This is a genomic window from Flavobacterium sp. RSSB_23 (assembly GCF_051547145.1).
Classification (GTDB): Bacteria; Bacteroidota; Bacteroidia; order Flavobacteriales; family Flavobacteriaceae; genus Flavobacterium.
In genome coordinates this window covers 1-25,725 of the sequence record NZ_JBPTTO010000018.1, presented here as the reverse complement: position 1 = coordinate 25,725, position 25,725 = coordinate 1, and the positions used below count along the sequence as shown (strand labels likewise).

General features: G+C 35.6%; 21 protein-coding genes. 13 read left to right on the top strand and 8 right to left on the bottom strand.

The genetic code is table 11. The annotated features are described in order from the left end of the window. Positions 1–51 precede the first annotated feature (51 nt). The 3 genes from ACSVH9_RS15680 to ACSVH9_RS15670 all read right to left on the bottom strand — a co-directional run bounded on the left by ACSVH9_RS15680 (position 52) and on the right by ACSVH9_RS15670 (position 4,652). Positions 52–390 (bottom strand): T9SS type A sorting domain-containing protein, encoded by a 339-nt coding sequence (locus tag ACSVH9_RS15680; RefSeq protein WP_438064518.1) that lies wholly within the window; start codon positions 388–390, stop codon positions 52–54. Positions 391–496: 106 nt separating this feature from the next. Then, positions 497–1,678, bottom strand: coding sequence for a hypothetical protein (locus tag ACSVH9_RS15675; protein WP_438064517.1), 1,182 nt, complete (start codon positions 1,676–1,678; stop codon positions 497–499). Between the two features lie 190 nt (positions 1,679–1,868). Further along, positions 1,869–4,652, bottom strand: a complete 2,784-nt coding sequence (locus tag ACSVH9_RS15670; RefSeq protein ID WP_438064516.1) for a carboxypeptidase-like regulatory domain-containing protein — start codon at positions 4,650–4,652, stop codon at positions 1,869–1,871. A 324-nt stretch (positions 4,653–4,976) separates the two neighbouring features. On the opposite strand from ACSVH9_RS15670, the gene ACSVH9_RS15665 reads away from it, so the two are divergent. The 8 genes from ACSVH9_RS15665 to phoU all read left to right on the top strand — a co-directional run bounded on the left by ACSVH9_RS15665 (position 4,977) and on the right by phoU (position 13,443). Beyond that, a complete protein-coding gene (locus tag ACSVH9_RS15665) occupies positions 4,977–5,660 on the top strand; it encodes a response regulator transcription factor (RefSeq protein ID WP_159687398.1) in 684 nt (227 codons plus the stop codon). A gap of 311 nt (positions 5,661–5,971) precedes the next feature. Then, positions 5,972–6,928 carry a sensor histidine kinase gene (locus ACSVH9_RS15660; RefSeq protein ID WP_438064520.1) on the top strand — a complete coding sequence of 319 codons (957 nt, stop codon included), beginning with the start codon at positions 5,972–5,974 and terminating at the stop codon, positions 6,926–6,928. 372 nt (positions 6,929–7,300) lie between these two features. Further along, complete coding sequence (locus ACSVH9_RS15655) at positions 7,301–8,593, top strand: porin (protein WP_438064515.1); 1,293 nt, start codon at positions 7,301–7,303, stop codon at positions 8,591–8,593. A 167-nt stretch (positions 8,594–8,760) separates the two neighbouring features. After that, on the top strand, positions 8,761–9,594 hold the full coding sequence (locus ACSVH9_RS15650; RefSeq protein ID WP_438064514.1) for a phosphate ABC transporter substrate-binding protein: 834 nt from the start codon (positions 8,761–8,763) through the stop codon (positions 9,592–9,594). A gap of 74 nt (positions 9,595–9,668) precedes the next feature. After that, positions 9,669–10,844: a phosphate ABC transporter permease subunit PstC gene (gene pstC, locus ACSVH9_RS15645; protein WP_159687406.1), complete on the top strand. Its 1,176-nt coding sequence runs from the start codon at positions 9,669–9,671 to the stop codon at positions 10,842–10,844. Between the two features lie 3 nt (positions 10,845–10,847). Next, positions 10,848–11,795, top strand: coding sequence for a PstA family ABC transporter permease (gene pstA / locus ACSVH9_RS15640; protein WP_438060865.1), 948 nt, complete (start codon positions 10,848–10,850; stop codon positions 11,793–11,795). A 156-nt stretch (positions 11,796–11,951) separates the two neighbouring features. Continuing rightward, positions 11,952–12,710: a phosphate ABC transporter ATP-binding protein PstB gene (pstB, locus tag ACSVH9_RS15635; protein ID WP_159687413.1), complete on the top strand. Its 759-nt coding sequence runs from the start codon at positions 11,952–11,954 to the stop codon at positions 12,708–12,710. A gap of 64 nt (positions 12,711–12,774) precedes the next feature. Next, positions 12,775–13,443 (top strand): phosphate signaling complex PhoU family protein, encoded by a 669-nt coding sequence (phoU, locus tag ACSVH9_RS15630; RefSeq protein ID WP_438064513.1) that lies wholly within the window; start codon positions 12,775–12,777, stop codon positions 13,441–13,443. 65 nt (positions 13,444–13,508) lie between these two features. Here phoU and ACSVH9_RS15625 read toward each other — a convergent pair whose 3' ends face one another. From ACSVH9_RS15625 to ACSVH9_RS15615, 3 genes are all read right to left on the bottom strand, one after another. Further along, positions 13,509–14,588 carry a glycosyltransferase gene (locus ACSVH9_RS15625; RefSeq protein WP_438064512.1) on the bottom strand — a complete coding sequence of 360 codons (1,080 nt, stop codon included), beginning with the start codon at positions 14,586–14,588 and terminating at the stop codon, positions 13,509–13,511. Positions 14,589–14,750: 162 nt separating this feature from the next. Beyond that, entirely contained in the window at positions 14,751–15,275 is a 525-nt protein-coding gene (locus ACSVH9_RS15620) for a hypothetical protein (protein WP_438064511.1), read from the bottom strand. A 477-nt stretch (positions 15,276–15,752) separates the two neighbouring features. After that, a complete protein-coding gene (locus ACSVH9_RS15615; RefSeq protein ID WP_438064519.1) occupies positions 15,753–19,184 on the bottom strand; it encodes a hypothetical protein in 3,432 nt (1,143 codons plus the stop codon). A 240-nt stretch (positions 19,185–19,424) separates the two neighbouring features. On the opposite strand from ACSVH9_RS15615, the gene ACSVH9_RS15610 reads away from it, so the two are divergent. The 4 genes from ACSVH9_RS15610 to ACSVH9_RS15595 all read left to right on the top strand — a co-directional run bounded on the left by ACSVH9_RS15610 (position 19,425) and on the right by ACSVH9_RS15595 (position 22,534). Continuing rightward, positions 19,425–19,802 carry a VOC family protein gene (locus tag ACSVH9_RS15610; RefSeq protein ID WP_438064510.1) on the top strand — a complete coding sequence of 126 codons (378 nt, stop codon included), beginning with the start codon at positions 19,425–19,427 and terminating at the stop codon, positions 19,800–19,802. Between the two features lie 461 nt (positions 19,803–20,263). After that, complete coding sequence (locus ACSVH9_RS15605; protein WP_438064509.1) at positions 20,264–20,779, top strand: hypothetical protein; 516 nt, start codon at positions 20,264–20,266, stop codon at positions 20,777–20,779. 1 nt (position 20,780) lies between these two features. Further along, positions 20,781–21,143 carry a DUF2200 domain-containing protein gene (locus tag ACSVH9_RS15600; protein ID WP_438064508.1) on the top strand — a complete coding sequence of 121 codons (363 nt, stop codon included), beginning with the start codon at positions 20,781–20,783 and terminating at the stop codon, positions 21,141–21,143. A 92-nt stretch (positions 21,144–21,235) separates the two neighbouring features. Beyond that, positions 21,236–22,534: a TlpA family protein disulfide reductase gene (locus tag ACSVH9_RS15595; RefSeq protein WP_438064507.1), complete on the top strand. Its 1,299-nt coding sequence runs from the start codon at positions 21,236–21,238 to the stop codon at positions 22,532–22,534. Positions 22,535–22,602: 68 nt separating this feature from the next. Here ACSVH9_RS15595 and ACSVH9_RS15590 read toward each other — a convergent pair whose 3' ends face one another. Then, on the bottom strand, positions 22,603–23,862 hold the full coding sequence (locus ACSVH9_RS15590; protein ID WP_438064506.1) for an aspartate kinase: 1,260 nt from the start codon (positions 23,860–23,862) through the stop codon (positions 22,603–22,605). 68 nt (positions 23,863–23,930) lie between these two features. Beyond that, positions 23,931–24,407, bottom strand: coding sequence for a GNAT family N-acetyltransferase (locus ACSVH9_RS15585; RefSeq protein WP_438064505.1), 477 nt, complete (start codon positions 24,405–24,407; stop codon positions 23,931–23,933). 170 nt (positions 24,408–24,577) lie between these two features. On the opposite strand from ACSVH9_RS15585, the gene fbp reads away from it, so the two are divergent. Continuing rightward, the gene (gene fbp / locus ACSVH9_RS15580) at positions 24,578–25,588 is read left to right on the top strand and encodes a class 1 fructose-bisphosphatase (RefSeq protein ID WP_438064504.1); all 1,011 of its coding nucleotides are present in this window, start codon (positions 24,578–24,580) and stop codon (positions 25,586–25,588) included. The last annotated feature ends 137 nt before the right edge of the window (positions 25,589–25,725 follow it).

The following is a 25,725-nucleotide window of genomic DNA, read 5'->3' as shown; positions in this document are numbered from 1 at the left end:
CAAAAAAAAGCTCCAATTTTGTTGGAGCTTTTTTTGGGTGGTTAATTATAGTTATCTGATGATTAGTTTGCGTGTTGCTGTGGCTTGATTTTCATTGATTTTTATGATGTACACTCCAGGAGAAAGCGAGGAAACATTAAGTTCTCTCGAGCTCAATTGTGTTTGAAGTACTTTTTTTCCTAAGACATCAAAAATGGTGATTTCTTTTTCTAAATCCTCCTTGGTAGAAATGTATACTTTACCATTAACCACAGGATTAGGATACAAGCTCAACCCTTCAATCGAAGTGTTTTCTTGTGCCTTTGGTTGTTGTTTGGCTTCTTGAGCCGAAACACTCACAGAAAAAAACAAAACCAATAAGAGTATAATATAAGAGTAGTTTTTTACCATTAGCTTAGATTTAATAGTAAAGATATAAAATTCATTTTAAATAAATAAAAAAATGCCTTTCAATTTTGAAAGGCATTTTGTGATGTACAAAAAAAGAAACCTGAAATTATTTGATCAAGCTAACTCCGTCAACAATTGCCCACGCACCAGCAGTTAATGTAGCTCCTGTAGCTGTAGTACTTGTAGTGTAGTTTCCAGTTGGGAAAGCTACTGTAAAAGTAGTTCCTACTCCTCCAAATTGTGAAGTTCCGTCGTTAATTTTTACATTCAACATTTTGATTTTACCAGGAGTTACTTGGTTATCAAATGTTGCTTTATCTTGAATTCTCACTGCTGTAGCAGGAAGAGCTGTAGTACCAGTAGTATATCCTGAGATTACAACGTTTGTATATTCACCGTTTCCTTCTTTTTTGAATTGGATAGCATCATATTCAGCAGCAGAAGAACCTCCTTCAGTTACAGTTCCAGCAGCTCTAGTTAAAGTGATGTTGCTGATTTTTGGACCGAAAGCATTGTTTACAGATTTTGCTTCAATTTCCATTCCGTAGTTTCCAGTAGCAACTTGGTAAGCTAACCAGTTAGTATTAGCATCACCTCTCCAACCATCTTGCCAGTCGAAAGAATCATCAAAGTTACCGTAAGAGATTAAGTTTTTAGCACTAACAGTACCACCATAAAATTCAAAACCATCATCAGCTCCTTTGTAAGCTACTAAGTTTTCTAAAACCGTTCCTGATCCTACAGAATAGAATGAGAATCCGTTCATTTCACTAGTGTTGTCCGTTAATTTTTTTCCAGCATATTCTACTCTTACATATTTTAAAGTACCACCATTGTGTGTAGCATTTGTTCCACCGTAAGGTAAGTTGTTTCCGTCTTCAGATGTAGCAGTTGTTACTCCATTTGCACCAACGATTGGAGCATCTCCAAACATGATAATTCCTCCCCAAGATCCTGGAGTTTTAGAAGCTTCAGTAAATACGATTGGTAAAGCAGCTGTTCCGTTCAAGAATAATTTACCTCCATTTTCTACTAAAAGAGCATCAGCAGTTCCGTCAGCCAAAGTAGCAGTGATTGTTGAACCTGCTTCAATAGTCAAAGAACCACCACTTTTAATTTTTACAGTTCCTTGTATGGTGTAGTTTCCTAACGGATAAGTTTTTGCAGTTGTGATGTCTCCAGTAATAGTTCCTGTAGGGATTGGTTGTGTTGTGATCTCTTCGTTATCAGATGAACAACTACCTAAAAATAAAGCTACGATTGATAAGCTTAAAACTAATTTTTTCATTTTTTTACTATTTGTTTGTTGTGATTATTTGATACAAATGTAGCTACGACTTCTAAGAAGAAAGTTAACGTAACATTATAATACCATTGCTAAAATTTGAACTTTAGGTAAATTTTATGTAAAGTCTTTTTGTCTTTTGGTTCTTCGTTTTTCAAAAAAAAAAGCTACCCGTTTTAGGTAGCTTTAGTTTTTAGAAGGTATAAGAAAGATTCAATGAAAATCCTCTTCCTTTTTTGAAACTCTCTAGAAGTAAAGAGCTCTCGTTTATGGTAAATCGATTCTCATTACCTAGTTCCATCTTGTATAATGGATTTAAAAGGTTGTCGATAGCAAATTTAGCATCTATGTTTTTTGTTAACTTACTAGACCAAACAAAGTCTAGTTTATGAAATGGTTGTTCGTAGATGTTGTCCATTCCTGCAGAACCTACAGCGAAAATTCTTGGTCCAAAAACGCCATACACTAATGAAATGGAGTTCTTCATTACTTCATTAAATTCAAAATCATATTTTAAATCAGAATTGATAATCCATTCTGAGGCACCTTGTAATTTTCTACTTGGATTGTTTTCTAAAGAAGTGTTTCCAAAGTTTACTTTTACATCCGTTTTCATTAATGAAGTGTTTAATCCGAATGAAAAATTAGCTAAAGCAGGAGAAATTCTTTCTAATTGCAATAACATTTCAATTTCTGCACCATATAATAACGCTTCTTTAGAGTTTTGGTAGGTCATCAATTGTCCGCTACCTCCAGCACCAGCAATAAAAATTCTTTCTATTGGGTTTTGAATTTGCTTAGCAAACAAGCCAGCTGCTATAAGTTCGTTATTCTTAGGGAACAATTCATATTTGAAGTCAATATTGTAATTGTCGCTATTTTTCATATTTGGATTCCCTAATATCGATTTACCATCAGGGCTGATGTATTGCAATGGTAATAATTCCATCGTCACAGGTCTAGTGATGGTTTTCGAACCGTTAAAACGCAAATTGCTGTTTTCAGTAAGTTCGTATTTTGCATTCACTACTGGCAAGAAATCTAATTTTTGATCATTTATGTTTTGATAAGGACCGTTAATGAGTTGACCAATACTTCTGTATTTTATAGTTCTGTCTGAGTTTTCTAATCGAAGACCTGCGTTTACTTCTAATTTTTCGCCAAAATGGTGCAAGTAGTTAATGTACCCAGCATTCACCATTTGGTTTAATTTTACTTTGTAATCGGCATTCGATTCTTCGCGCACTGCAATAATACCGTTGTTAATATCGTCAACAATAAAAGAATCGATAGTATTTACAGGAGCAGTATAGTTTTTATTCACTGAGCGTAAACCTGAGAAGATACGATAGGTTGATTTTAAGTCGTTAGCAAAACCATTATAACCTACGGTCAAACGATTGGCTTTTCCGTTTTCTTCTTCATTAAATTTATAATTGTATTCTAGTAATCCAGAGAAATAGTAGTTTCCGTTGATGTCTAAATACTGTCTGTTTAAATGATTTCCACCATAAGAAGTATTGATTTCTGTTGGAGATACTTTTTCACCAATGATAAATTTACGGTCAGGTTGTTCATAGGCAGTTCTCACAAATGACCCTCCTAATTTCAACGTATGTTTTTCGTCTGAAGTAAGTTTTACATTTCCTAATAATTGTGTATTTAGGTAATCTGATTGATCAAATTGGTTCGTACGAATTAAGATGTTTGGATTACTTGATTGGTTGTTAGTATATCCTAATTGATCAATAATTTTACTGTCGGTTGCACGTAAGTAAAAAGAATTCAACCCAATATCAAAACGTTTCGCTTTATAGTTTACGGCTGCCAAAGCAGAGGCATTCGTTTGGTAACTGTAGCTTTCTCTCTGTAAATTATTATCATAGTCACCAGCGCCTAAAATGAAAGTACGGTCAACCCCTTTTCTGATAACAAATTTGTTATCGCCATTGATAGAAAAAGTATAGTTGATTTTGTCACCATTATCTAGGTTGAATTTTTCGGAGTGAATAAAACCTACACTTGTGTTCAAAGGACTTGAGGTTTTGTCAACATTCCAAGTGTTGTTTTTGTACGTAGCATTATACTCATCTGGAGTAAGTTTTTTACCTGTTGGAACGCTACCAAAAGCTGGACTTAGTTGACGGTCTCTACCGTTTAATCCGAAGAATCCTTGAGTATTGTTCGCATCACTGTGAATCAAAAAGTCAGAGCCATTATTCTCAGTGGTAAAGCCAGCGCCAATAGAAAGTTTAGTGATACTTTTAGCTTGAACTGTTTCTATATTTACTGTAGCACCAGCAAAATCACCTGCAATATTTGGATTGAATGTTTTGTATACATTCAAAACACCTACGATATCTGTTGGAAATAAATCTAATGGGATGATTTTAGTAAAAGGGCTGTTAGAGGGAGCTTGTAATTCATTAATCAATAAATTATTGTAACGATCTTCCAAACCTCTTACGAATAAACCTCTAGATTCTACTTTGGTAATACCTGTGATTTTAGTTAAGCCTTCTTCTACATCACTAACTCCTTTTCGAGCTAGTTCTTGTGCTCCAATACTTTGTTTAAAAACCACTGCATTTTTTTGGTCTAATAAAATAGCAGTTTCTTTTTCTCTATTCGGAGCAGTAGCTTTTACTACCACATCTTCTAGTTTGTAACTTCCTGATCCAATAGATTTGTTAATAGTTACTGTTTCATTTGCTCTAACGGTAACCGGAACTTCTACGGTTTCGTAACCTACGAAACTAAATTGTATAACATAATTTCCTGGAGTAGCACTAATGGAGTATTTTCCATCGATGTCTGTATTTACTCCAATTTTTGTTCCTTTTAAAGTCACATTTGCAAAAGGTAGGGATTGATTGTTGGCATCTTTGTCAGTTATGGTGCCGGTAATTGTTCCTTTGTTTTGAGAAAATCCAAGTACACTTATAAATAAGGTTAGGATTAAAAGTTTTAATTTCATTTGTTGTCTTTGTTTGTTGGTGCAAAATAAAGACCAAGCTGTAAATTCGATGTTACTCGAATATTAACATTGTATTTTATTACCATTATGCAAATGTTAACATATTAAATTAAGGTTAAGTCCTTGAATAGCGTTTTTAGAAATGGATTGTTTATCGCTACATTTACATAGGTTTTTCGATTTTGATAGATTTAAAAGCCTAAATTTGATTTGTTTTAATAGTTTTTGGACTATTTTTTTATGAGATTGCTATATCTTTATTATATTAACAAAAAACGGAAACAGCAATAGCATAAAAGACCTATTTGAAATAATATTACTTTTATGAAAAAAAGAAGCACAAAGATTTTATTGGTTGATGATGAACCAGATATTTTGGAAATTGTTGGATACAATCTTTCGCAGGAGGGCTATCAAATTGTAACTGCAAGCAATGGAAAAGAAGCGGTTACTAAAGCCAAAAAAGAATTGCCAGATTTGATTATTATGGATGTCATGATGCCAGAAATGGACGGAATGGAAGCTTGTGAACATATTCGTAAAATCCCAGAATTGAACAATGTAATCATTACTTTTTTGACTGCTAGAAGTGAGGATTATTCTCAAGTAGCTGGTTTTGATGCTGGCGCCGATGATTATATTACAAAGCCGATTAAGCCGAAACTTTTGGTAAGTAAAGTAAAAGCGTTGTTACGCAGATTGAAAGAAGAATCTCAAAACAGCGAAACACTAAATGTTGGAGGAATCGAAATAAACCGTGAAGAATACAAAATCATAAAAGACAATATCGAAATTGCCTTACCAAGAAAAGAGTTTGAATTATTTTATTTGTTAGCTTCAAAACCAGGTAAAGTATTCAAGCGTGATGAGATTTTAGATAAAGTATGGGGAAATGAAGTTGTAGTTGGAGGTAGAACGATTGATGTTCACATACGTAAATTAAGAGAAAAAATTGGAGAAGATTTATTTAAAACCATCAAAGGAGTAGGATACAAGTTCGAAGTATAATATGGTATCTCTCCATTTTCTCCTATTTGTAAAATAATAAAGAGTAAAAAATTCACAAATGACATCCTATTTTTTGGTTGTAATTTGTGAATTTTGCGCTAATACAAGTACCTTTATTTGCTTGTAGCTACTTTTAACACTAAAAAAGCATAACATTGGAACTAAATACTATGGTAAAAATCAATTTTAAGAAGACGTATAAATTTGCTATAAAATCGGCCTTGTATGTCAGTATTTTTGTTGCGATTGCTTCTGCGATATTGCTTCAGGCTTTTTTTAGACCGGCTTCTAGAATTATTTTTTCTTTTGCAATGATTGCTTTTGTAGGGACTTATGTTTTTTCTTTTTTAGTCATTCAATATCGTGTAGAACGTTTTATTTATCGAAGAGTAAAAAAAATATACGACGATGTAGCCTTGTTAGAATCGAGTTCGTTTATCAATCAACCGATTACTACGGATATGGAAACACTGACTCGTGAAGTTAAAAAGTTTGCTACGGATAAAAAGTTAGAAATTGAAATGCTTCAAGTTCGTGAGGCGTATCGTAGAGAATTTTTAGGCAATGTTTCGCATGAACTAAAAACGCCATTGTTTACGGTTCAAGGTTACATAGAAACACTTTTAGACGGTGCTATGGATGACAAATCCATTCGTAAGAAGTATTTAAAACGTGCTGAAAAAGGAGTTGAACGATTGATTTATATAGTCGAGGATTTAGATATGATTACCAAGTTGGAGTCGGGAGATTTGAATTTGGAGTTTTCAAATTTTGATATTGTAGATTTGGTTCAGAATGTTTTTGATTTGCTTGAGATGAAAGCAGATAAAAAGAAAATCACCCTTGCTTTTGAAAATTATCATATTCAGCCGGTTTATGTTCACGGAGATAAAGACAAAATTCAGCAAGTCGTTGAGAATCTTATCGTGAACTCAATTAAATATGGAAAGGTTGGCGGAACTACGGAAGTTACCATCGTGAATTTGACCAACAAGAAAGTTTTAATTCGCGTTACAGATAATGGCGAAGGAATTGAACAACAAAACATACCCCGACTTTTTGAGCGTTTTTATCGTGTTGACAAAAGTGGCGCTCGTTCCGAAGGAGGCTCTGGTTTGGGGCTTTCTATAGTAAAGCACATAATCGAAGCTCATAAAGAAAAAATTTACGTTGAAAGTGAATTTGGTATTGGCTCAGAATTTTCTTTTACATTAGAAAAAGCAAAGAATAAAAAAGCAATCCAAAAAAATGCTCAAGGGGATAAATAAAGCGTTTTGTTCTCTAAAATGGTAATGCTGTTGTGTTACCTAATTTTCCAAAGTTTAATAAAATACCTAATAAAATAGTTAAAGTAGGCTTTTTTAGTCTATTAAGCTATTGCTTTTCCAGGTTACATATCTCCAAATAGCGGTTTTTTTTATTCATTGTTTCGAAATCGAAATTCATTTGTAAACAATTAATTTACAATAAATTAATAAGAGGATAAAAAACAAAAAATAGTCCAAATTAGTACCTAAAAGCTATTATAAAAAGCCTATTTCGCATATTTAATGATAATTTATTATCTTGATAATATTGTGTTAACGTTATCTTAACATTGCACCTAGACATTTGCACCGAAATAAATCATACAGAAAAAAATGAGAAAAATTTTAGTGGCAATGTTATCATTAGGTTATTTTGTAACAAGTGCTCAAGAAGTAAAGAAAGACGAAATTACAAAAGCGGTAATGCATGTTTTGGATTCTATAAACAAAGCAAAAATCGCTGAAGACAAAGAAAAACCTAAAAAAGAACATTGGTACGATAATATCGGGATAAGAGGTTATGTGCAAGTGCGTTACAATGGTTTGCTCTCTACTAACGATAAGGTTTCGTGTGATCAATGTGATAAGTCTTGGGGTACTACTTCTACTGCTCCAGATGCAAAAGCGAATAATGGTTTTTTCATAAGACGTGCGCGTATTATATTTTCTGGACAAGTTCATCCTAATGTATATTTCTACATTCAGCCTGATTTTGCTAGTTCACCTAGTTCAGGAGTGAATAATTTTGGACAATTACGTGATGCTTATTTTGATTTGTCTATTGACAAGAAAAAAGAATATCGTTTTAGAGTTGGGCAAAGTAAAATACCATTTGGTTTTGAGAATTTGCAATCAAGTCAAAACCGTCTATCCTTAGACCGTAATGATGCTATCAATAGTGCGGCGGCCAATGAGCGTGATTTGGGAGTGTTCTTCTATTGGGCTCCTGCAGAAATTAGAGAACGTTTTGCGATGTTGGTAAGAGATGGTTATAAAGGTTCTGGAGATTATGGAGTATTTGCTTTTGGAGCATACAACGGACAGACAGCTAACAAAACGGAAGCTAATAGAAACCTTCACGTAGTAACAAGAATTACTTATCCATTTGTAATTGGTAATCAAATTATCGAACCAGGATTACAGGCATATACTGGAAAATGGGCATTTACATCAGAATTATCAACCGGGGTGACTACTCCAAACAGATTACAAACTACAGACCAACGTATTGGAGCTACTTTTGTTTTGTATCCAAAACCATTCGGAATCCAAACAGAGTACAATATTGGTAAAGGACCACGTTACGATAAAGTAACAAATACAGTGCAGGTATCTGATTTAGAAGGAGGTTATATTACTTTGAATTACAAATGGGATTTGCCTAAAAAACAATACTTGTTTCCTTTTGCTAAATTTCAATATTATGATGGAGGGAAGAAATTCGAAAAAGACGCACGTAGTTATGTTGTAAGAGATTATGAGCTAGGACTAGAATGGCAACCTTTCAAAGCTTTCGAATTAGTTGCTGAATGGGTTATTGCCGATAGAACTTTCGAAGATAGTGCTTTAAAAAACAACAGACAAAGAGGGAATTTATTGCGTTTACAAGCGCAGTTCAATTTCTAAAAAACGGAAAGAGATAGATGAAAAAAGAGACCAATATTTATGGTCTCTTTTTATTTTACATTATAGTGACAATTTCAATCAAAGTATAAAGATTGAATAATATTCACTTAACATACACTTAATATTGACCCCTTATTTTTGCCTCAAAATTAAATAAACTTTAAAAAATGTATAAAACAAAATTAAAATTAGCCGCTGCATTAGCAATTGTTATGGTAATCGGATTTTCTTTTACTATGGCAACAAAAATTACAGTAAAAGGATCGGATACTATGGTTATTCTGTCTCAAAAGTGGGCTGAAATATATATGAAGAAAAATCCAGGAACTACCATTCAAGTTACTGGTGGTGGATCTGGTGTAGGTATTGCTGCTTTGATCAATGGTTCTACTGATATCGCTAATTCAAGCCGTCCTATAAAACCAGCTGAATTAGAAAAAATAAAAGCAAAATACAATAAAAGTAGTATTCAAATTGCTTGCGCAAAAGATGGTTTGTCTGTTTTCTTAAACAAAGCCAATCCTGTTAATGAATTAACAATTGATCAATTAGGGGCTATTTTTTCTGGAAAAATCACCAATTGGAAACAAGTGGGTGGACCAGATGCAAAAATTCAATTGTACGGAAGAGAAAGTAGTTCAGGAACTTTCGAATTCTTTAAAGAGCATGTAGTAAAAACGGACTTCGCGCCTACTTGTCAAACCTTGCCAGGTACAGCAGCTATTATCAATGCTGTGAAAAAAGATAAATTCGGTATTGGATATGGTGGAGCAGCTTATGCAGAAGGAGTTAAAGATTGTAAAGTTAAAAAGGATGCTAAAAGTAAAGGTGTTTTGCCAACTGCAGCAACTATCAAAAATAAAACATATCCAATCTCTAGGTACTTGTTTATGTACTTGAAAGAGAAGCCAACAGGAGAAACCAAGAAGTTCATCGACTGGATTTTGAGTGCCGAAGGACAGAAGGTGATTGTTGAAGTTGGATATTATCCAGTAAAATAACAAAATGCAAAACTTCCTTCTCATGTAAATCATAGAAGGAAGTTTTTTTTAATTTGAATTTCTAAAATCCTATCATGAATTCTTCTTTCCCCTCGAATTCTAAGTTTACCAAAGACAGTCTAAAAAAACAATTCCGTTGGTCTGAGTTTTTAGCCGAAAAGGTAATTTCTACTGTAGCTTTTTTATCCATCGCTATTATTTTCTTAATCTTTATTTTTGTTTTCAAAGAATCCTTGCCTCTTTTTAGTTCGAGCAAAGAAGCTGCTAAAACGGAAGTACAAGCTACTACTACTGCACAACCCGAAACCTATGGCGGAGCCACAGAAGATTTGGAGCCAGAAACTTATGGTGCACCTGTAGAAGATTTGGAAACACCTGAAGCAGCAGTTGAAGATTTAGCTCCCGAAACGTATGGTGAACCTGTTGAAGAATTAGCAGTGGGTACTGAAGAAGTGACCAAAACAGCAGCACCAAATCAAGAAGGAGCCGATAAAACTTGGAGCACTTTTGTATCTACAGAATGGGTGCCCGTATCGGATAATCCTCGTTTTGGATTGATTGCCTTATTAGTTGGAACACTAAAAGTGACTATTATTGCAATGCTTATAGCTGGTCCATTGGCCATTTTGGCAGCAATTTATACTTCTTGTTTTGCTTCCAAACGAAGAAAAGAAATCATTAAACCTATTATAGAAATGTTAGCTGCTTTTCCATCAGTGGTGATTGGTTTTTTTGCTTTGATGGTCTTGGCTACTTTTTTTCAAGATGTTTTCGGATATGATTCTCGTTTAAATGCCTTTATTGGTGGAGTAGCGATGGCATTGGCAGCAATTCCAATTATTTATACTATTGCAGAAGATGCGCTTTCGGCTGTACCTAAAACGTATACCGAAGCGAGTTTGGCTCTAGGGGCTAGCAAATCGCAAACGGCCTTTTTGGTGACTTTACCAGCGGCAACGCCGGGTATTTTTGCAGCCTTGTTATTAGGTATTGGTCGTGTATTTGGAGAGACTATGATTGCTTTGATGGCAACGGGTAATGCCGCTTTACTATCTGCCAATCCGTTTGAGAGTGTGCGTACTTTTGCCGCTACTATTGGTTCTGAAATGGCCGAAACGGTGTTTGGAGAAACACATTATAGTGTTTTGTTTTTTATAGGATCCTTACTTTTTATTTTTTCTTTTGCTTTGAATGCCATTGCAGAGTTTTATGTAAAAGGAAAGTTGATCAAAAAATTTCAAGGAAAATAAATTATGGAAACATCTACAACCGAAATGCAACATCCTTTTTTTAAAACAGAAAACAAAAAAGAGGATTTGAAAGGAAAAGCTATTGTCGGAATTACTCAATTAGCGGTTCTTCTAATCATTGCTATTTTATTTATCATTTTAGGAATTATAGTATATCAAGGAAGATCTAAGTTTTCTTGGGAGTTTATCTCTTCTTTTCCTACGAATGGAATGACCGATGGAGGTATATTTCCTGCCTTGATTGGTACTTTTATCCTAGTAGTAGTGATGTCGATTGCTGCGGTACCATTTGGAACTATTACAGCTTTATACCTTACCGAATATGCCAGCGAAAAATCAAAATTTGCTGCTGCGGTTCGCTTCTCAATTCGTACCTTAGCGGTAGTGCCATCGATTATTTTTGGCCTTTTTGGATTGGGCTTTTTTATTCAGTTTGTGGGTACTGGTGCTGATACCGTTTTTAACGGAGGAGCATTACGTTGGGGGCAACCTAACATTCTATGGGCGAGTTTGACAATGTCTTTATTAACCCTTCCGGTAATCATTGTGTCGGTGGAAGAAGCGTTAAAAACCATCCCAAGAGAATTGCGTGAAGCGAGTTTGGCTTTGGGCGCTACAAAATGGGAAACCATCAAAAATGTGGTGTTGCCAGGTTCTGTTTCTGGAATTATGACAGGAACTATTCTTGCTGTGAGTCGTGGTGCTGGAGAGGTGGCGCCGATTTTGTTTACCGGTGCAGCTTACTACTTAGCATCGCTACCAGGTTCTTTGAGTGATCAGTTTATGAATTTAGGGTATCACATTTATATTATGTCTACACAATCTTCGGATGTGGAGAAAACGATGCCGATTCAGTTTGCGACCACTTTGGTTTTATTAATTCTTACCTTGTCGTTGAATTTAGTTGCGGTATTGATAAGATCTAGAATTAGAAGAAGAGCAAAAGGGTAATGTTTTTTGCGTGAGGGATAGAAGCAATGTACCGAAGTACAGCGTATAGCCCGACCGCAGTTGCGAAAGGCGCAAACTAACGGGTTGCTGAAGGAAGCCTTTTGCAAATGGGGTCACGCCCAACTTATATTTTAAAAATTTGATTTAGATACTATTATGAAGGATATAAAAATACACGTTAATGATTTGTCGTTATATTATGGCGAAAAAAAGGCATTAAAGGAGATTTCGATGCAAGTACCAGCGAATAAGGTGACGGCTTTGATTGGACCATCGGGTTGCGGGAAATCTACTTTTTTGAGATGTATTAATAGAATGAATGATTTGATTCCGGATGTGAAAATTACGGGACAAATGCTCGTAGAAGGGGTTGATATTTATGATAAAAATGTAGATGTGGTTAATATCAGAAAGAAGATTGGAATGGTTTTTCAAAAATCAAATCCATTTCCGAAATCTATCTACGAAAACATAGCTTATGGTCCTAAGATTAATGGGATTAAAGATAAAACACAGTTAGACGAGATTGTTGAAACTTCTTTGCGACAAGCCGCTATTTGGGAAGAGTTGAAAGACCGTTTGGATGATTCGGCTATGGGACTTTCTGGAGGACAACAACAACGACTTTGTATTGCTAGAACTTTGGCAGTAAGTCCGGATATTATTTTGATGGATGAACCTGCTAGTGCGTTAGACCCTATTTCTACTTCAAAAATTGAAGAATTGGTACACGAATTGAAAGAGCAATACACCATTATTATTGTGACGCACAATATGCAACAAGCGGCAAGAACTAGTGACCATACCGCGTTTTTCTATATGGGAGAATTGATAGAAATGGGTAAAACCAAAGATATTTTTACTAAACCAGAGAAGAAACAAACTGAAGATTATATCACTGGTAGATTTGGGTAATTGTTTAACTGTTTAATCGGCAATTTGTTTAACCGATTAACGTTTTAACTAAAAAAAATAGAGGATGACACATTTTGAAATAGAACTAGAAAAATTAAAAGACATTATCACCAAAATAGGTGTTTTGGCAGAGGTGCAAGTTGGTGAAGCAGTAAAAGCTATTTTGTCTGAACCCATCGAAGGCAAAGAGGTTAAAAAAACGGAACATAAGATTGATAAATTGGATGTGAAAATCGATGAGATTTGTCAAAATATTTTTGCGTTGCAACAACCCGTTGCTTCTGATTTGCGATTCATTATGTCGGCGATGCAAATTAGTAACGAGATTGAGCGCATTGGTGATTTGTCGATAAGTATCATCAAAAAGACGAAAAGCATTAAAGACAAACACGATTTGATTGCTAAGTTTGAAATTGAAGGTTTGGCACGCGAAATAGAGTTGGTAATGGCAAAAACCAATGCATGTTTTACTTCTAAAGACGAAAATACTATTGGTGAAATTTTTGTTTTGAATAAAGCCATCAAAAACAAAACCGATGATACCATTCATGAGATTATCAGTGAAATGAAATCCAATTCGAAAGTGGTGGTTTCTGGAACCAATTTAGTGATGGTGTTGAAACATTTAGAACGTATTTCTGAGCATTGTACCAATGTAGCCGAATCGGTTTATTTTATGGTTCACGCAAAGATTATTAAACACGAAAAATTTGACCTTCCTGGAGAAGAATAGTTTTTTGTATCTATATTACTAAATAAGGCATATAAGGACGAGCAAGTTGCTTTAACTTATATGCCTTATCTGTTTTTATTTGTTTGAAAAACAGCTAAAAGTTCCTCCCAATCTATTGTGGTATCCATTTCTGAAAGCCCTTTGTAATCGGCAATTTTTGACAGCATTTCTATTGTAAAATCTTCTTGATTGGCAAAAGGAACAATGCGTTCTTGGTCTAGTTTTACCGCCAAATATTCTTGTTCGTATTGCCCTGGGGTTGGAATAAAAAAGGCTTTTTTACCTAGTTTAACCAAATCCATAATGGTGGTATAGCCAGAGCGACAAAGAACGTATTCACTTTCGTTGAAGGTTTGTTCTAACTGGCGGGTATTCATAAAATTATAAAAAGTCACGTCGCCAACGGTTTCTTTAACTTGTGTCTTTTCGATGATTCCTTTGATGAAAACGACTTTTCCTTTGAAGCGTTTTACTTCTTCGGTTAATTTTTCTTCTAGAATGCCTCTTTGGGGTTCAGGCCCCGAAAGAATAATCATCAAATCGTATAGTTTTGGGCTCTCCTTTTTGTGCAAGCGGCTTAAGGGACCAATGTAACGCACTGGAAAATGTTTTCCGTTTAAGTGGCCCAAATCGCCTGTTAGGTTAGGTGTTCCTGCTACATCGGGTACCCAACATTGTTTGTATTTTTTAATGATGATTTGATGTAATTTGCTAGTAAACCAAGTAGTGTTTCCTGTCATCACATTCAATTGATGGGTAATAAAAACAGAAGGTACTTTGGCACTAAACACACCTAAGCGATTATCTGAAATGATTCCATCTATTTCGTATTTGGTGACCCATTTTTGAACCAATTTTTTCTCCTCTCTGATGGCTTCGAGCATTCTGGGCAAACTTTGAATGAGTTTCCATTTGAAGTTTTTGCCATTCTTGGCATATTCTATTTGGTAGGAGGGAAGTTGTAGGGTTTGAATATAGGGGAATTCTTTTTTCAACAATTCGAGTGCTATACCATCAGAGGCGATGATGGGCGTGAAATTGTTTTCTTGCAGCGCCTTTATAATTGGAATACAGCGTGTGGCGTGGCCTAAGCCCCAGTTTAATGGAGCGATGAGTATCGTTTTTGAGCTAGAATCCAAAGTCATTTCGCAATCAAAATTAAGAATTTATACGAAGGCAAGGTAGCAATACTCCTATTTTTTTAAGTTTAGACAACATTACCAAAAGTTTAATTTAACAACTGTTTATATGAAAAAAGGCTTTCTGTAAAAAGAAAGCCTTTGAAATACTGTGATTTAGGAGAAAAACTAGTTTTCGATATAGGTTTTGTTCCCGTTTTTGTTGATGTAGTATCTTCCGCCTCTTGGGCCAGTGTACACTTTTTTGCCGTTGTATTCACCCGTTACTTTGTCTGGTGTTTTTGGCGCTTTTTCGGTGGTTTCTTTGATTTTTACTTCGCCTGTTTTTTTCGCTTTAGTAGTTTTTTCAGTTACTGCTTTTTCGGCTTTACTTTTTTCAGCTTTGGCTTTTTTGGCTTCTTTTTCAGCGGTTTCTTTTTCGGCAGCGGCTTTTTTGGCAGCTATGGTTGCTTTTCTTTTCTCGTTAGCCGCTTGTTGTTTGGCTGCTTTGGCTTCAGCTTCCTTGGCTTCAGCTTCTTTTTTGGCGGCTATAGTTGCTTTTCTTTTTTCGTTGGCTGCTTTTTGTTTGGCTTCTTTTTCGGCAGCAGACACTTCTGTTTTAGCTTTTGTGGTTTTCTTTTTCGTGGCTGTTTCTTGAGCGAAAATGGTGTTGGACGCGATAAACAAGAAACATACAATCAGTATTCTTTTCATAGTTTTAGGTTTTTAAATTAATGGAATACTAAAACTACTAATTATTTTTGGGAATTGGATATAAAGTTCTAAAAATCTTAGTGTTACTGTTGGCAAGAATGCCTCAATTTTCCTTCTAGTCCTGATAGGAACGGCATCCTCTTGTCTTGTCCTTACAACAAGACAAGAGATATAGTGGATAGCAGGAATCCCTGATGGCTGAAAAAGCCTTTTGTTGGCTCTCCTTCTATTTAATTTTTGCTAAATAATAACCGTAGACTGCAATTATTTTTAACCACATAGAAACATAGAATTTTTTAGTTTTTAAAAAGAACTCAATAGACGTTTTACTATTCACATAGTCAATCTATGTGAAAAATATAGCTATTTCTATAGGTTCTTAAATTATTGAAAGTAAATCTATGTTTCTATGTGGTTAATTTTTTATTATATTTTGAATTTCACCTAACGGTTTTAATAATACTATTTCAATTCTGATTAAAAATAAGCTCTTAACTGTACATTGCCGGTGTGGATGGCGGCGCTGGTTTCGCTTTTGCGGCCTTGGTAGTTGAAATTAATGTCGAGAAATTGGGTGATGTTTTTTTGCAATAACACACGCCAAGTGAGGTTTTGGCCGGTTTGTAAGCCTTCGAGCATTTGGAAACTCACGGCAGATTGTGCATTGCCATCGAATTGATTTTGATAAAACGAGAGTTCGCCATTGAGGGTGAATTTGGCGTTACGTGCATAACTAAAGGCGGTTCCCAATCGGTTTTGTTGCAGTGTTTCGGCTTGTGCGAGTTGGTTTTCTTTGTGTTGAAATTCATAAAACAATTCCCAGCTGGCGTTTTTAGAAAACAAATAGCTGATTTTTGGGGCGATTTGATAGCCTTTGATGTCGAAATTTTTCTCAGCATAATTTTCGGATAACACGGCAGTCGACAAAGTTTTGGTAAAGAAGTTCAGCAGCCAACTTTTTTGAAACAAATGTTGGTATTGCAACTGGTGCGAGGCATTGCTGTTTTCCTGTGAGCCATTGGACAATAAACTCTTGGATTTGTTTTGCAAATAGGTGTAAGTGACCGAGTGTTTTTGTTTGCCTCGATTGAAAAACAAGCTGTTTCTGAAGACGGAGTTGAGCCCCAAAACATCGTCTTTCGGGCTACCAAACGGATTCAAATCGAAATTACCGCCTTCGTTTTTAATTTTTCGGTCCATAATGAACGAGGTTTGGTTGTAAAAATAGGAGGCTATTTTTTTGAACCCTTTTTCGTTTTGCCATTGGTTTGGGTTAATGATGAGAGATTGCGAAAACTTATTTTGATGGGTTTTGATAAAGATTTGGTTGGGCAAAAACACGCGAATGTATTTGGCCAAATCAGGATAGGGCGCGATTTCGAATTCTTGTAATTCTTGGATGCCGTTGCCGTTGTAATCGTTCCAAGCGTACACTCCTTGACCTGCATTGACTTCTAAAAAGGTAAATTCTTGTTGGGCAATCGACCCCGAATTGGTTTCATAGGCGGTGGTGCTTTGTACCAATTGTTTCCAAAAACGGTCGTTATAGACCACTCTCGAATTGAGTGAAGGTTCTTTTTGTGCCGAGTTATTGGTGTATTCCAAGACACGATAATTGGCAAAAACAGACAAATCGCTTTTGGCAGTTTGAAAAACTTTCGATTTTAAGCTTAAGGTTTGCGAGTGGTTGACGCGTTGTAAGACTCCATTTTGAATACTGTCGTTGACTCTTTGCAAATATCCCAAAGCCACGAAGACTTTGGTACTATCGCCGCGACCCGCAAAACCTCCTATCTCTGAAAAACGCTGACTGATGGGAGTGAACGTTTGAGTGCTTTTGATTTTCTCTTGGTTGTCTTCTAAGCGGAAGGTAGCACCCACCCAGTTTTTCTTTTTGTGAAAACGGACTTGGGTTTGTTGGCGAACAAAATTTGAAGTGCTCAACAAATTATCGTTTTTGAGTACGCTAGTCTGGTTTTGAAAACGCCAATTCGGAAGCTGGAAGTGCGCCATAATGCGGTGTTTTTGCCCAGAAAATGAATCGGTAAAATCTAATTTTTCTAGTTGATAAGAGGCATTGCCTTTTAGCGCTCCTTTGTTGCTTGGGTTCCATTCGCTTTGGATTCCAGCCGTCCAGAAGCTTTGGTTACCAGCTGTTGTGGTGCCCAAATTCCAATCCCGATTGAATTCGATGTTGAACAAGCGTTCTACGGTTTTGAAACTTTCGGCTATGTATTGGTAATTGCCTATGAAATCCAAATTCCATTTTCCAGTAAACAGACGTTGTTTGGTGTTGAATTTTGCAGCTAGTCCTTTATTTTGATTGTCATCAAGGTTAGAGAACAGGTTTTTGTCGTTGTTGCTTACGCCAATTTCAAAATCAGCACTGCTTTTTTCATTTGGATTGTACCTTCCTAAAAAGGTGGCGATTTGTAGTTTATTTGGAGCAATAAGCGGAATCGTAGGTTCATATTCTCCTTGTAAAATCCCGTTGAGTGGCGCTATGTATTCGTAAATTCGACCAATAGCTCCAGTGTTTTTCAAGAGATAATTTCCTTGATTTGGACCTATTTTGCTGAACCGAACATTGTACAAAACGGCTTGGTCATTGGTGGAAAATTCAAAGTATTCGATGCCATTGGCACTTTTTTTCTCATATAAAATTTTGTTTTCAGAATACGAATCTTCATAGGCCGAAGGCGCATTCATTTTGCTGGGGTCATTACCCGCATTTTGTAAAATGGCAACTTGTTCTTTGGACAAACTTTGTTGTACGGGTTGGTTTTTCAAGTCGCTTTCGGAATACAAATAACTGCCAAAACTCCAGTTTTTGTTTTGGTGCAGTCCACCTCCATATGCAACAATTCGGGTGTAGTTTTGGTCTGTAAATTGGTATTCGACTACAATTCGCATTTCGGAAGTGATGGTGAATAAAGGCGTAAAGACCAACTCACCCGCGTTGTAATCCATCACATAATCGTTGTTTTCTCCTCGTTTTAGCAAATTGCCATTGACATACACGCGTTCCGAACCCGAAACAATCAATACGTAGGCTTCTTGATTATTTCCTTTGAGTTTATAAGGCCCTTGATTGCCTTCTTGGCCAATAAACGCACTTCTGGCATATTGTCCTCTGACCAAACCAACAGCAGCCTCGATTTTGGTGTGTTTCTCGGTGTCGCCCCAATCGAATTGAGTACTCAAACCCTGTACTTTTTTGTTGAAATTCAAAAACTGAGACGTTCGATTTTCTAAAAACAAATCGCCTCCGCGGACTCTCCAATCCTTGCTGTACAATTCCATAAAAATATTATCAAACTGGTCCAGTTTTTGCGAATACCCTCCGTCTTGTAACGGAATATTACTGTCTTGAATCGAGGCACTAATACTGACTTTATCGGAGAGTTTACCGCTTATTTGCAGGTCCAAATTCGAGTTGAGCACCGCGTTTTGATTGTTGCCCACTGTCACTCCTCTCGTGATGCTTCCAGAGGTATTGAGGCCATCAAAAGGAGTTGCTTTTTTGGGATTCGTATCAGTCATTTGATATAAAGTGCCCTTTAATGCCTCGTTGTTGACCACTAGACTATCCGAGTAGACTTGGTAGGTTTTGGTTAAAAAATCGGGATACTTTAGGTACTGAACCGTTAGTTCTTCGGCGGTAAGTGTCGAAAGAGATTGTAACAGCAAATAGCCTTTTTCAAAATTCACGCTGTAGTTTGTGGTAGCAAGTGTCTCCTTTTTGTCGGTTGTAATTTTAAAGAAACTCGGATTGATGCTTGTTTTTTCTAACCAAATGGTATCGGTAGTAACGCGGATTTTTTTAGTGCGATAGGACGATTGATTTTCCTGCGCGTATACGCCAGAAAGCCAAAAGAAGACTCCAAGAAGCACAATTTTATTCCACATAGCTACGATAACGTCCAATGTTCAAAAGTAGTATTTAATAGTGAATAGTGGTAAGGAATAATAAGTTGTTGGATTGTGCCTTAAATCAAGATGATTTTATTTGTATTTTTATGGATAGCGAATTCTAGAATTTTTATAGGAATGCAAATGCTATTCAATTTGTATAATGTGTTTCATTGAGAATAGTAGGAAATTAACAATTGCTTTTGAATCAGATAGAATAATTAAAAAATAAAGGAAATGAAAAGAGTAACAGGAATTGGTGGTGTTTTCTTTAAATGTAAAGACCCACAAAAAGTAACAGAATGGTATCAAAAGCATCTTGGTTTAGCTACCAACCCTTATGGAGCTACATTTGAATGGCTAGAAAGTGAAGAAAGCACCAAAAAAGGTAGAACTCAGTGGTCACCATTTTCAGAAGACACCAACTATTTTGAACCTTCCACTAAAGATTTTATGATTAATTATCGAGTAGAAAACTTGGTGCTATTGGTAGAAGAATTAAGAAAAGAAGGAGTGACAATTTTGGATGCAATTGAAACTTATGATTATGGTAAATTTGTTCACATTTTAGATTCGGAAGGGAATAAAGTAGAATTGTGGGAGCCAATTGGCTAGTTATTATATTTATCTACTTAAAATTATGGCACATCCTAAAAATTGGATTGATTTTTTTAGCCAAATGCTATCGAAAGGAGTACGGATTTTTTAATATAATAGGGCTATTGAATTTCATTAATGAATAGACAAGAAAGTTAAAAGGAAATTGCAAATGCACTATTGTTTCGATTTTTGAATTTGGTTTTGTAGGAATTAATGGTATATTTGAAAAGGATAGTAAGTAGTAATCCTACAATATCAATCTTTAATTGCGTACTCAAAACCATTTTATGTTTTTCAATTTATTTACTGTTTTTAATCCTTCTGAAGAAACTCACCCGTCTTACGATTGGAAGGCAAAAATCAAAAACCTTTTGTTGTCTTATTGCTATATGTATTTAGGAATCATACTAAGCGCTATTTTTTTGCTAAGACCACTAGACTACTTAGTTACCGACATATTGGGATTTCCCTCTATAATGGAGGCAATAGGAAAATCTAGTGACAGGATTGCTACTATTTCTTTTTGGTTTGTTGTTATAATAATACCAATTATCGAAGAGATTTTATTTCGTCTTTTTTTGAATTTCAAGAAAAAGGAAATTTGCCTGAGTGTATTTTTTATGTTGCTGTTGGCATTAGGAATTCGGGTTAATAGTGAAGCCTTGTTTTTACTTTCTACTTGGGTAAAGGTTGGAATTTCACTTTCGGTTGTTGTAGTGCTGTATTTTTTTGTAATTGACAACTTCAAGTTTTCAATTCGTTTACAAAGAAGCCTAACGATAGTTTCAATAATAGCATTTGGTCTGATGCATATTGATAACTTAGAAAAGATATATTATTCTTTGCTATTAATCTATCCATTCTTTGTTCTACCACAAATATTGATTGGTTATTTTGCAACTAATTTGAGATTGAAACAAGGCTTTGTATGGGGAATACTGCTGCATTGTATGACTAATTTGACTTTTTTTCTGCTATATAAAATACTATAATATGGCACATCCTAAAAATTATGAACGCGTTTTTGCAATGACTTTTGCGAGTGTTTATCCTCATTATTTAGCCAAAGTCCTCAAAAAAAATCGCACCCAAGAAGAACTTGACGCCATTATTTGTTGGCTAACTGGTTATACTCAACAAGCCTTGCAGTATCAAATGGAAACAAAAGTAGATTTTGAAACTTTTTTCGACCAAGCACCTCAATTGCATCCCAATGCTGACAAAATTACTGGAGTGATTTGTGGCTATCGCGTTGAAGACATCGAACATCCTTTGATGCAAAAAATTCGCTATCTAGATAAATTGGTCGACGAACTAGCCAAAGGAAAAGCTATGGAGAAGATTTTGAGGAGTTAGATTTTTAATTAATAAGTTTATCCTTTCTTTTATAGCAATAAATTATAGTATTCTACGTTGGAAATTACAGTTAACCAACCCATCCTAAATTTATGAAAGCATTCAAAATTACGCTCTGCTTGTTGTTTCTTACTTCCCTATGTTTTTCTCAAAACATCGTTTTAAAATTCATTGGTGATAATGACGATGGTATTTCTTTTGTTGGTTACTCCGAAAAGTTTGTCATTGGTCCAAGAGGTTTCAGTCCCAGTGAACGGGAATTGGTGTTTAAGCTCAATCAGCCAGCAGTGATTAAATGTACGCATTACAAAAAGCCAATACCCATTTTTGCTTTGCCTAATGAAGTGATTGAATTTGATTTTAATAAAAAAGGGTTAATCGAATATTCCTGTAAGACCAACAAGTACAGAGCAACCGAATCCCAATATGTGAATGAGAGTTTTGAAAAGTATGGAAGAGCAGAAAGTTTCTCTGATTATAATGAACTAAAAAGAATTCGTTCCATACATAAGGTGTTGAAAAATTTTGACCCAACGTATCAAAAAGAACAAGAATTCTTAGAAAGTAATTTTAAATCTGGAAAAATTTCTAAAGAATTTTATTCGTATTTTAAAATGATGTATTGGTCTTTGATTAAAACGAATGAGCTTGAAAACGCTAAAGTTGCTCCAGCTACAATTTTAGCAATAGAAGAGAGTTTTAAAGGAGCGGATTCCCTTTTTGTGGTGGATGAGTATCGGTCATTAGTAGACAGGTATATCGACAAAACTTTATCTAAATCAGCAAAAAAAGCTACTTTATTTGAGGAATTAACATTCGTAGTAACCACATTTCAAAGTCAAAAAGTCAAAGATTATTTCTTGTTTCAGGGTTTGAATTTTGCCTTAAATGCCCCAAAATCGATAACTAAAGTAGAGCAATCCTCTATTGATTTATTTCGAAAGCATTGTAAAGACCAAGAATATCTTGATGCTATCAATTTAGATTTACAACCTAAGAACACGCCATTTGTGTTGCAAAGTAAAATTGATAAGTACAAAGGGCAATTGGTTTTGGTCGATTTTTGGGCATCGTGGTGTAAGCCGTGCAGAGCAGAATTCCCTGCCGAAAAAGCTTTGATGGATAAGTTTCCTAATGTAGCTTTTGTATTTGTTTCTACTGATGAAAGTGCAGCAGCTTGGGAAAAAGCAATGCTTCAGTATCCCAAAATTTTAAATAAAGACAATAGTTTTTTGCTAACAAAATTAGAAGAAGACCAATTAATGAAAGAGATTAAGATTTATTCGATACCTCGTTATGTTTTGTTTGGGAAAGATGGTAAAATACTTCACAAAGACGCGCCTAGACCTTCAAGTCCAGATATTGAAAAGTTATTACAACTTCATTTGTAATCCATCAATTAATGTTTTCAATAAAAAAAGACCATTTTAAAACAATTTCAAAATGGTCTTTTTTGTTTTTATAAAGTCTCTTTGGTGATGATTTGCATCGTTTCACGACTGACTTGTTTGAGTAGTACAATCTTATTTTCTTCTACCAATTTAGCGGCTTGGTCGTTAAAATGGCGAATGGTGTACAAAGTCACATCCTCGTTAAACTCTACTTTGAATTTCTTAGAGAGTTTAGCATTCAATTCCCCAAAATTGCCAAATTTATCTTCTACGCAAACCGAGAAACTAATCGCTGAGTTTTGAATCAAATTCACTTTGATTTTATATTTATGGAATAAAGCAAAGATTTCACTAATGTTTTCCTCCATAATGAAAGAAAAATCAATAGACGAAAGCGAAATCATCAACTGATTGCGTTTTACGATAAAACAAGGCATTTTAGGCTCCAAGTCAGGACCTTTTGCCACAGCAGTTCCTTTTAGTAATGGGTTTACAAATGATTTTACGAACAAAGGAATTTCCTTTTTTTGTAAGGGTTGTAGGGTTTTTGGGTGAATTACCGTTGCGCCGTAAAAAGCTAATTCAATCGCTTCTCGATACGAAATCTGATTCAACAAACTTGCATTTTCAAAATACCTTGGGTCGGCATTCATTACGCCAGGAACGTCTTTCCAAATCGTTACGCTTTCTGCATTCAAGCAATACGCAAAAATAGCCGCAGTATAATCCGACCCTTCTCTTCCTAAAGTGGTCGTAAAGTTATTCTCATCCGATCCCAAAAATCCTTGAGTGATATTTAGGCTTTTTGATTTAATGGTTTTGGTAATGTTCTTTTTAGTTTGATCCCAATCTACTTCGGCATCGCGATAGTTGGAGTTGGTTTTTACCAAATTGCGTACATCTACCCATTGCGTCTCAATCCCCATAAAGCTCATAAAATGACTCAAAATAGTAGTCGAAATCAATTCTCCAAAACTCACGATTTGGTCGTAGACAAAATTGTAATTTGGCGATTTGTTGTGTGCTAAGAAATATTCTAAGTCTGAAAATTGTGCATTTACCGCTTCAAAAACGGGATGACTTTCATCTTCGAACAAATCCAAAACAATTTGGTTATGGTACTTTTTTACTTCTTGTACTGAAGAATTCAATTCAGGTGATTTATCAAAATAGTTCTTGATGACTTCTTCTAAAGCATTGGTGGTTTTTCCCATTGCAGAAACCACTAATAATACATCTTCATACCCAACGGTTTTCAATACGTGGTGTACATTTTTTATTCCTTCGGCATCTTTTACAGATGCACCTCCAAATTTAAATACTCTCATTGTATCAACTTAAATTGTAAAACAATCTCTTGCTTTTGTGTATTTGAGCCAAAAGACTTGCTTTAATGTTATTTACTTTTTTCTAAAAATGCATCAATTCCGTTCTGATCCATTTGCACTACTCTCCAATCGTCCAATACTTTGGCTCCCGAATTCTCATAGAAATTGATGGCTGGCGTGTTCCAATCCAATACATTCCATTCAATTCTTCTCACACCATCAATTTTACCTTGTTCAATTATGGCGGAGTATAAGGCAGAACCAAGACCAGTTCCACGCATACTTTCTTTGACTACCAAATCTTCTAAATGTATGGTTTTTCCTTTCCAAGTAGAATAGCGGTAATAATATAAAGCAATCCCAACAATCTCTTGTTCTTTCTCGGCTACAAATACAGAGAACAAAGGATTTTCACCAAAACCGTCTCTTATCAAATCCTCTTCGGTAATTACAACAGCTTCAGGCTCTTTTTCAAAGATAGCAAGTTCTTTGATGAGTGCCAAAACCCCCTTCATATCCGTAGCGGTCCCTTTTCGTATTATCATCTTTTTTGATATTTAGGTTCTAAATTGACTAAAAAAACAGATAAAAATACAATTTTTTTGTCATTTTTATTGCAAAGATACAATAGTGCTAAACTATCTAAATAATTATCAATTCATTTTCACAAAAAAAACGATATTTGTGACTTCAAACTAACTACAACGATTTCGTAATGGAAGAACGCAACAAAACCTTAGGTGAATTTATCATCGAAAAACAAAACCAATTTCAGTATTCCTCGGGAGAGTTATCCCGAATCATCAACTCCATTCGCTTGGCGGCCAAAGTTGTAAACTACAAAGTGAACAAAGCCGGTCTTGTCGATATTATTGGAGCTGCTGGAGAACAAAACATTCAAGGCGAAGACCAACAAAAATTAGACGTCTATGCCAACGAAGTATTTATTCAAACCTTAATCAATCGTGAGATAGTATGCGGTATCGCCTCCGAAGAAAACGACGATTTCATCACCGTCGAAGGTTCGGACAGCAGTCACAACAACAAATATGTCGTGTTGATGGACCCTCTTGATGGGTCTTCTAATATTGATGTAAACGTATCGGTAGGAACTATTTTCTCCGTGTATCGTCGCGTTACTCCAATTGGGACTCCAGTAACTATTGAGGATTTCTTGCAACCAGGTATCAACCAAGTGGCGGCAGGTTATGTAATTTATGGTACCTCGACAATGTTGGTGTACACTACGGGTCACGGAGTAAACGGCTTTACACTAAACCCAGCAATCGGTACATTCTATCTGTCGCACCCTAATATGCAATATCCAAAAGATGGAACCATTTATTCCATCAACGAAGGGAATTATGTGCATTTCCCACAAGGAGTCAAAGATTATATCAAATATTGCCAGCTCGAAGAAGGCGATCGTCCCTACACTTCGCGCTACATCGGAAGTTTGGTGTCCGATTTTCATCGTAACATGATCAAAGGTGGGATTTATTTGTACCCTACCAGTTCCAAAGCTCCCAACGGAAAATTGCGTTTGTTGTACGAATGCAATCCTATGGCTTTCCTTGCTGAACAAGCTGGTGCCAAAGCCTCGGATGGTTTTGGTCGCATTATGGAAATTCAACCTACAGAGTTGCACCAACGCGTACCCTTCTTTTGTGGCAGCTACAATATGGTCGAAAAAGCAGAAGAATTTATGGCAAAAGCAAAAAAATAAGTAGGAGCGAAACAGTAGGTATTTTCAGCAAACAAGGGTTCCTGCTCTCCGCTATATCTTTTGGGGCGAACCCCGCCCCAAAAGGATGCCGCTGCGATCAGGGCTATAAGAAAAACAATTCGCTTCTTTGTGAACAT

Excerpts from the sequence above, each read along its gene's own strand:
- fbp (WP_438064504.1), top strand. The coding sequence starts at position 24,578 with ATGGAAGAACGCAACAAAACCTTAGGTGAATTTATCATCGAAAAACAA.
- ACSVH9_RS15585 (WP_438064505.1), bottom strand. The coding sequence starts at position 24,407 with ATGATAATACGAAAAGGGACCGCTACGGATATGAAGGGGGTTTTGGCA.
- ACSVH9_RS15605 (WP_438064509.1), top strand. The coding sequence starts at position 20,264 with ATGGAGGCAATAGGAAAATCTAGTGACAGGATTGCTACTATTTCTTTT.
- ACSVH9_RS15595 (WP_438064507.1), top strand. The coding sequence starts at position 21,236 with ATGAAAGCATTCAAAATTACGCTCTGCTTGTTGTTTCTTACTTCCCTA.
- ACSVH9_RS15655 (WP_438064515.1), top strand. The coding sequence starts at position 7,301 with ATGAGAAAAATTTTAGTGGCAATGTTATCATTAGGTTATTTTGTAACA.
- ACSVH9_RS15670 (WP_438064516.1), bottom strand. The coding sequence starts at position 4,652 with ATGAAATTAAAACTTTTAATCCTAACCTTATTTATAAGTGTACTTGGA.
- ACSVH9_RS15620 (WP_438064511.1), bottom strand. The coding sequence starts at position 15,275 with ATGAAAAGAATACTGATTGTATGTTTCTTGTTTATCGCGTCCAACACC.
- ACSVH9_RS15610 (WP_438064510.1), top strand. The coding sequence starts at position 19,425 with ATGAAAAGAGTAACAGGAATTGGTGGTGTTTTCTTTAAATGTAAAGAC.
- ACSVH9_RS15675 (WP_438064517.1), bottom strand. The coding sequence starts at position 1,678 with ATGAAAAAATTAGTTTTAAGCTTATCAATCGTAGCTTTATTTTTAGGT.
- ACSVH9_RS15650 (WP_438064514.1), top strand. The coding sequence starts at position 8,761 with ATGTATAAAACAAAATTAAAATTAGCCGCTGCATTAGCAATTGTTATG.
- ACSVH9_RS15660 (WP_438064520.1), top strand. The coding sequence starts at position 5,972 with ATGATTGCTTTTGTAGGGACTTATGTTTTTTCTTTTTTAGTCATTCAA.
- ACSVH9_RS15600 (WP_438064508.1), top strand. The coding sequence starts at position 20,781 with ATGGCACATCCTAAAAATTATGAACGCGTTTTTGCAATGACTTTTGCG.
- pstB (WP_159687413.1), top strand. The coding sequence starts at position 11,952 with ATGAAGGATATAAAAATACACGTTAATGATTTGTCGTTATATTATGGC.
- pstC (WP_159687406.1), top strand. The coding sequence starts at position 9,669 with ATGAATTCTTCTTTCCCCTCGAATTCTAAGTTTACCAAAGACAGTCTA.
- phoU (WP_438064513.1), top strand. The coding sequence starts at position 12,775 with ATGACACATTTTGAAATAGAACTAGAAAAATTAAAAGACATTATCACC.
- ACSVH9_RS15625 (WP_438064512.1), bottom strand. The coding sequence starts at position 14,588 with ATGACTTTGGATTCTAGCTCAAAAACGATACTCATCGCTCCATTAAAC.
- ACSVH9_RS15615 (WP_438064519.1), bottom strand. The coding sequence starts at position 19,184 with ATGTGGAATAAAATTGTGCTTCTTGGAGTCTTCTTTTGGCTTTCTGGC.
- ACSVH9_RS15590 (WP_438064506.1), bottom strand. The coding sequence starts at position 23,862 with ATGAGAGTATTTAAATTTGGAGGTGCATCTGTAAAAGATGCCGAAGGA.
- ACSVH9_RS15665 (WP_159687398.1), top strand. The coding sequence starts at position 4,977 with ATGAAAAAAAGAAGCACAAAGATTTTATTGGTTGATGATGAACCAGAT.
- ACSVH9_RS15680 (WP_438064518.1), bottom strand. The coding sequence starts at position 390 with ATGGTAAAAAACTACTCTTATATTATACTCTTATTGGTTTTGTTTTTT.
- pstA (WP_438060865.1), top strand. The coding sequence starts at position 10,848 with ATGGAAACATCTACAACCGAAATGCAACATCCTTTTTTTAAAACAGAA.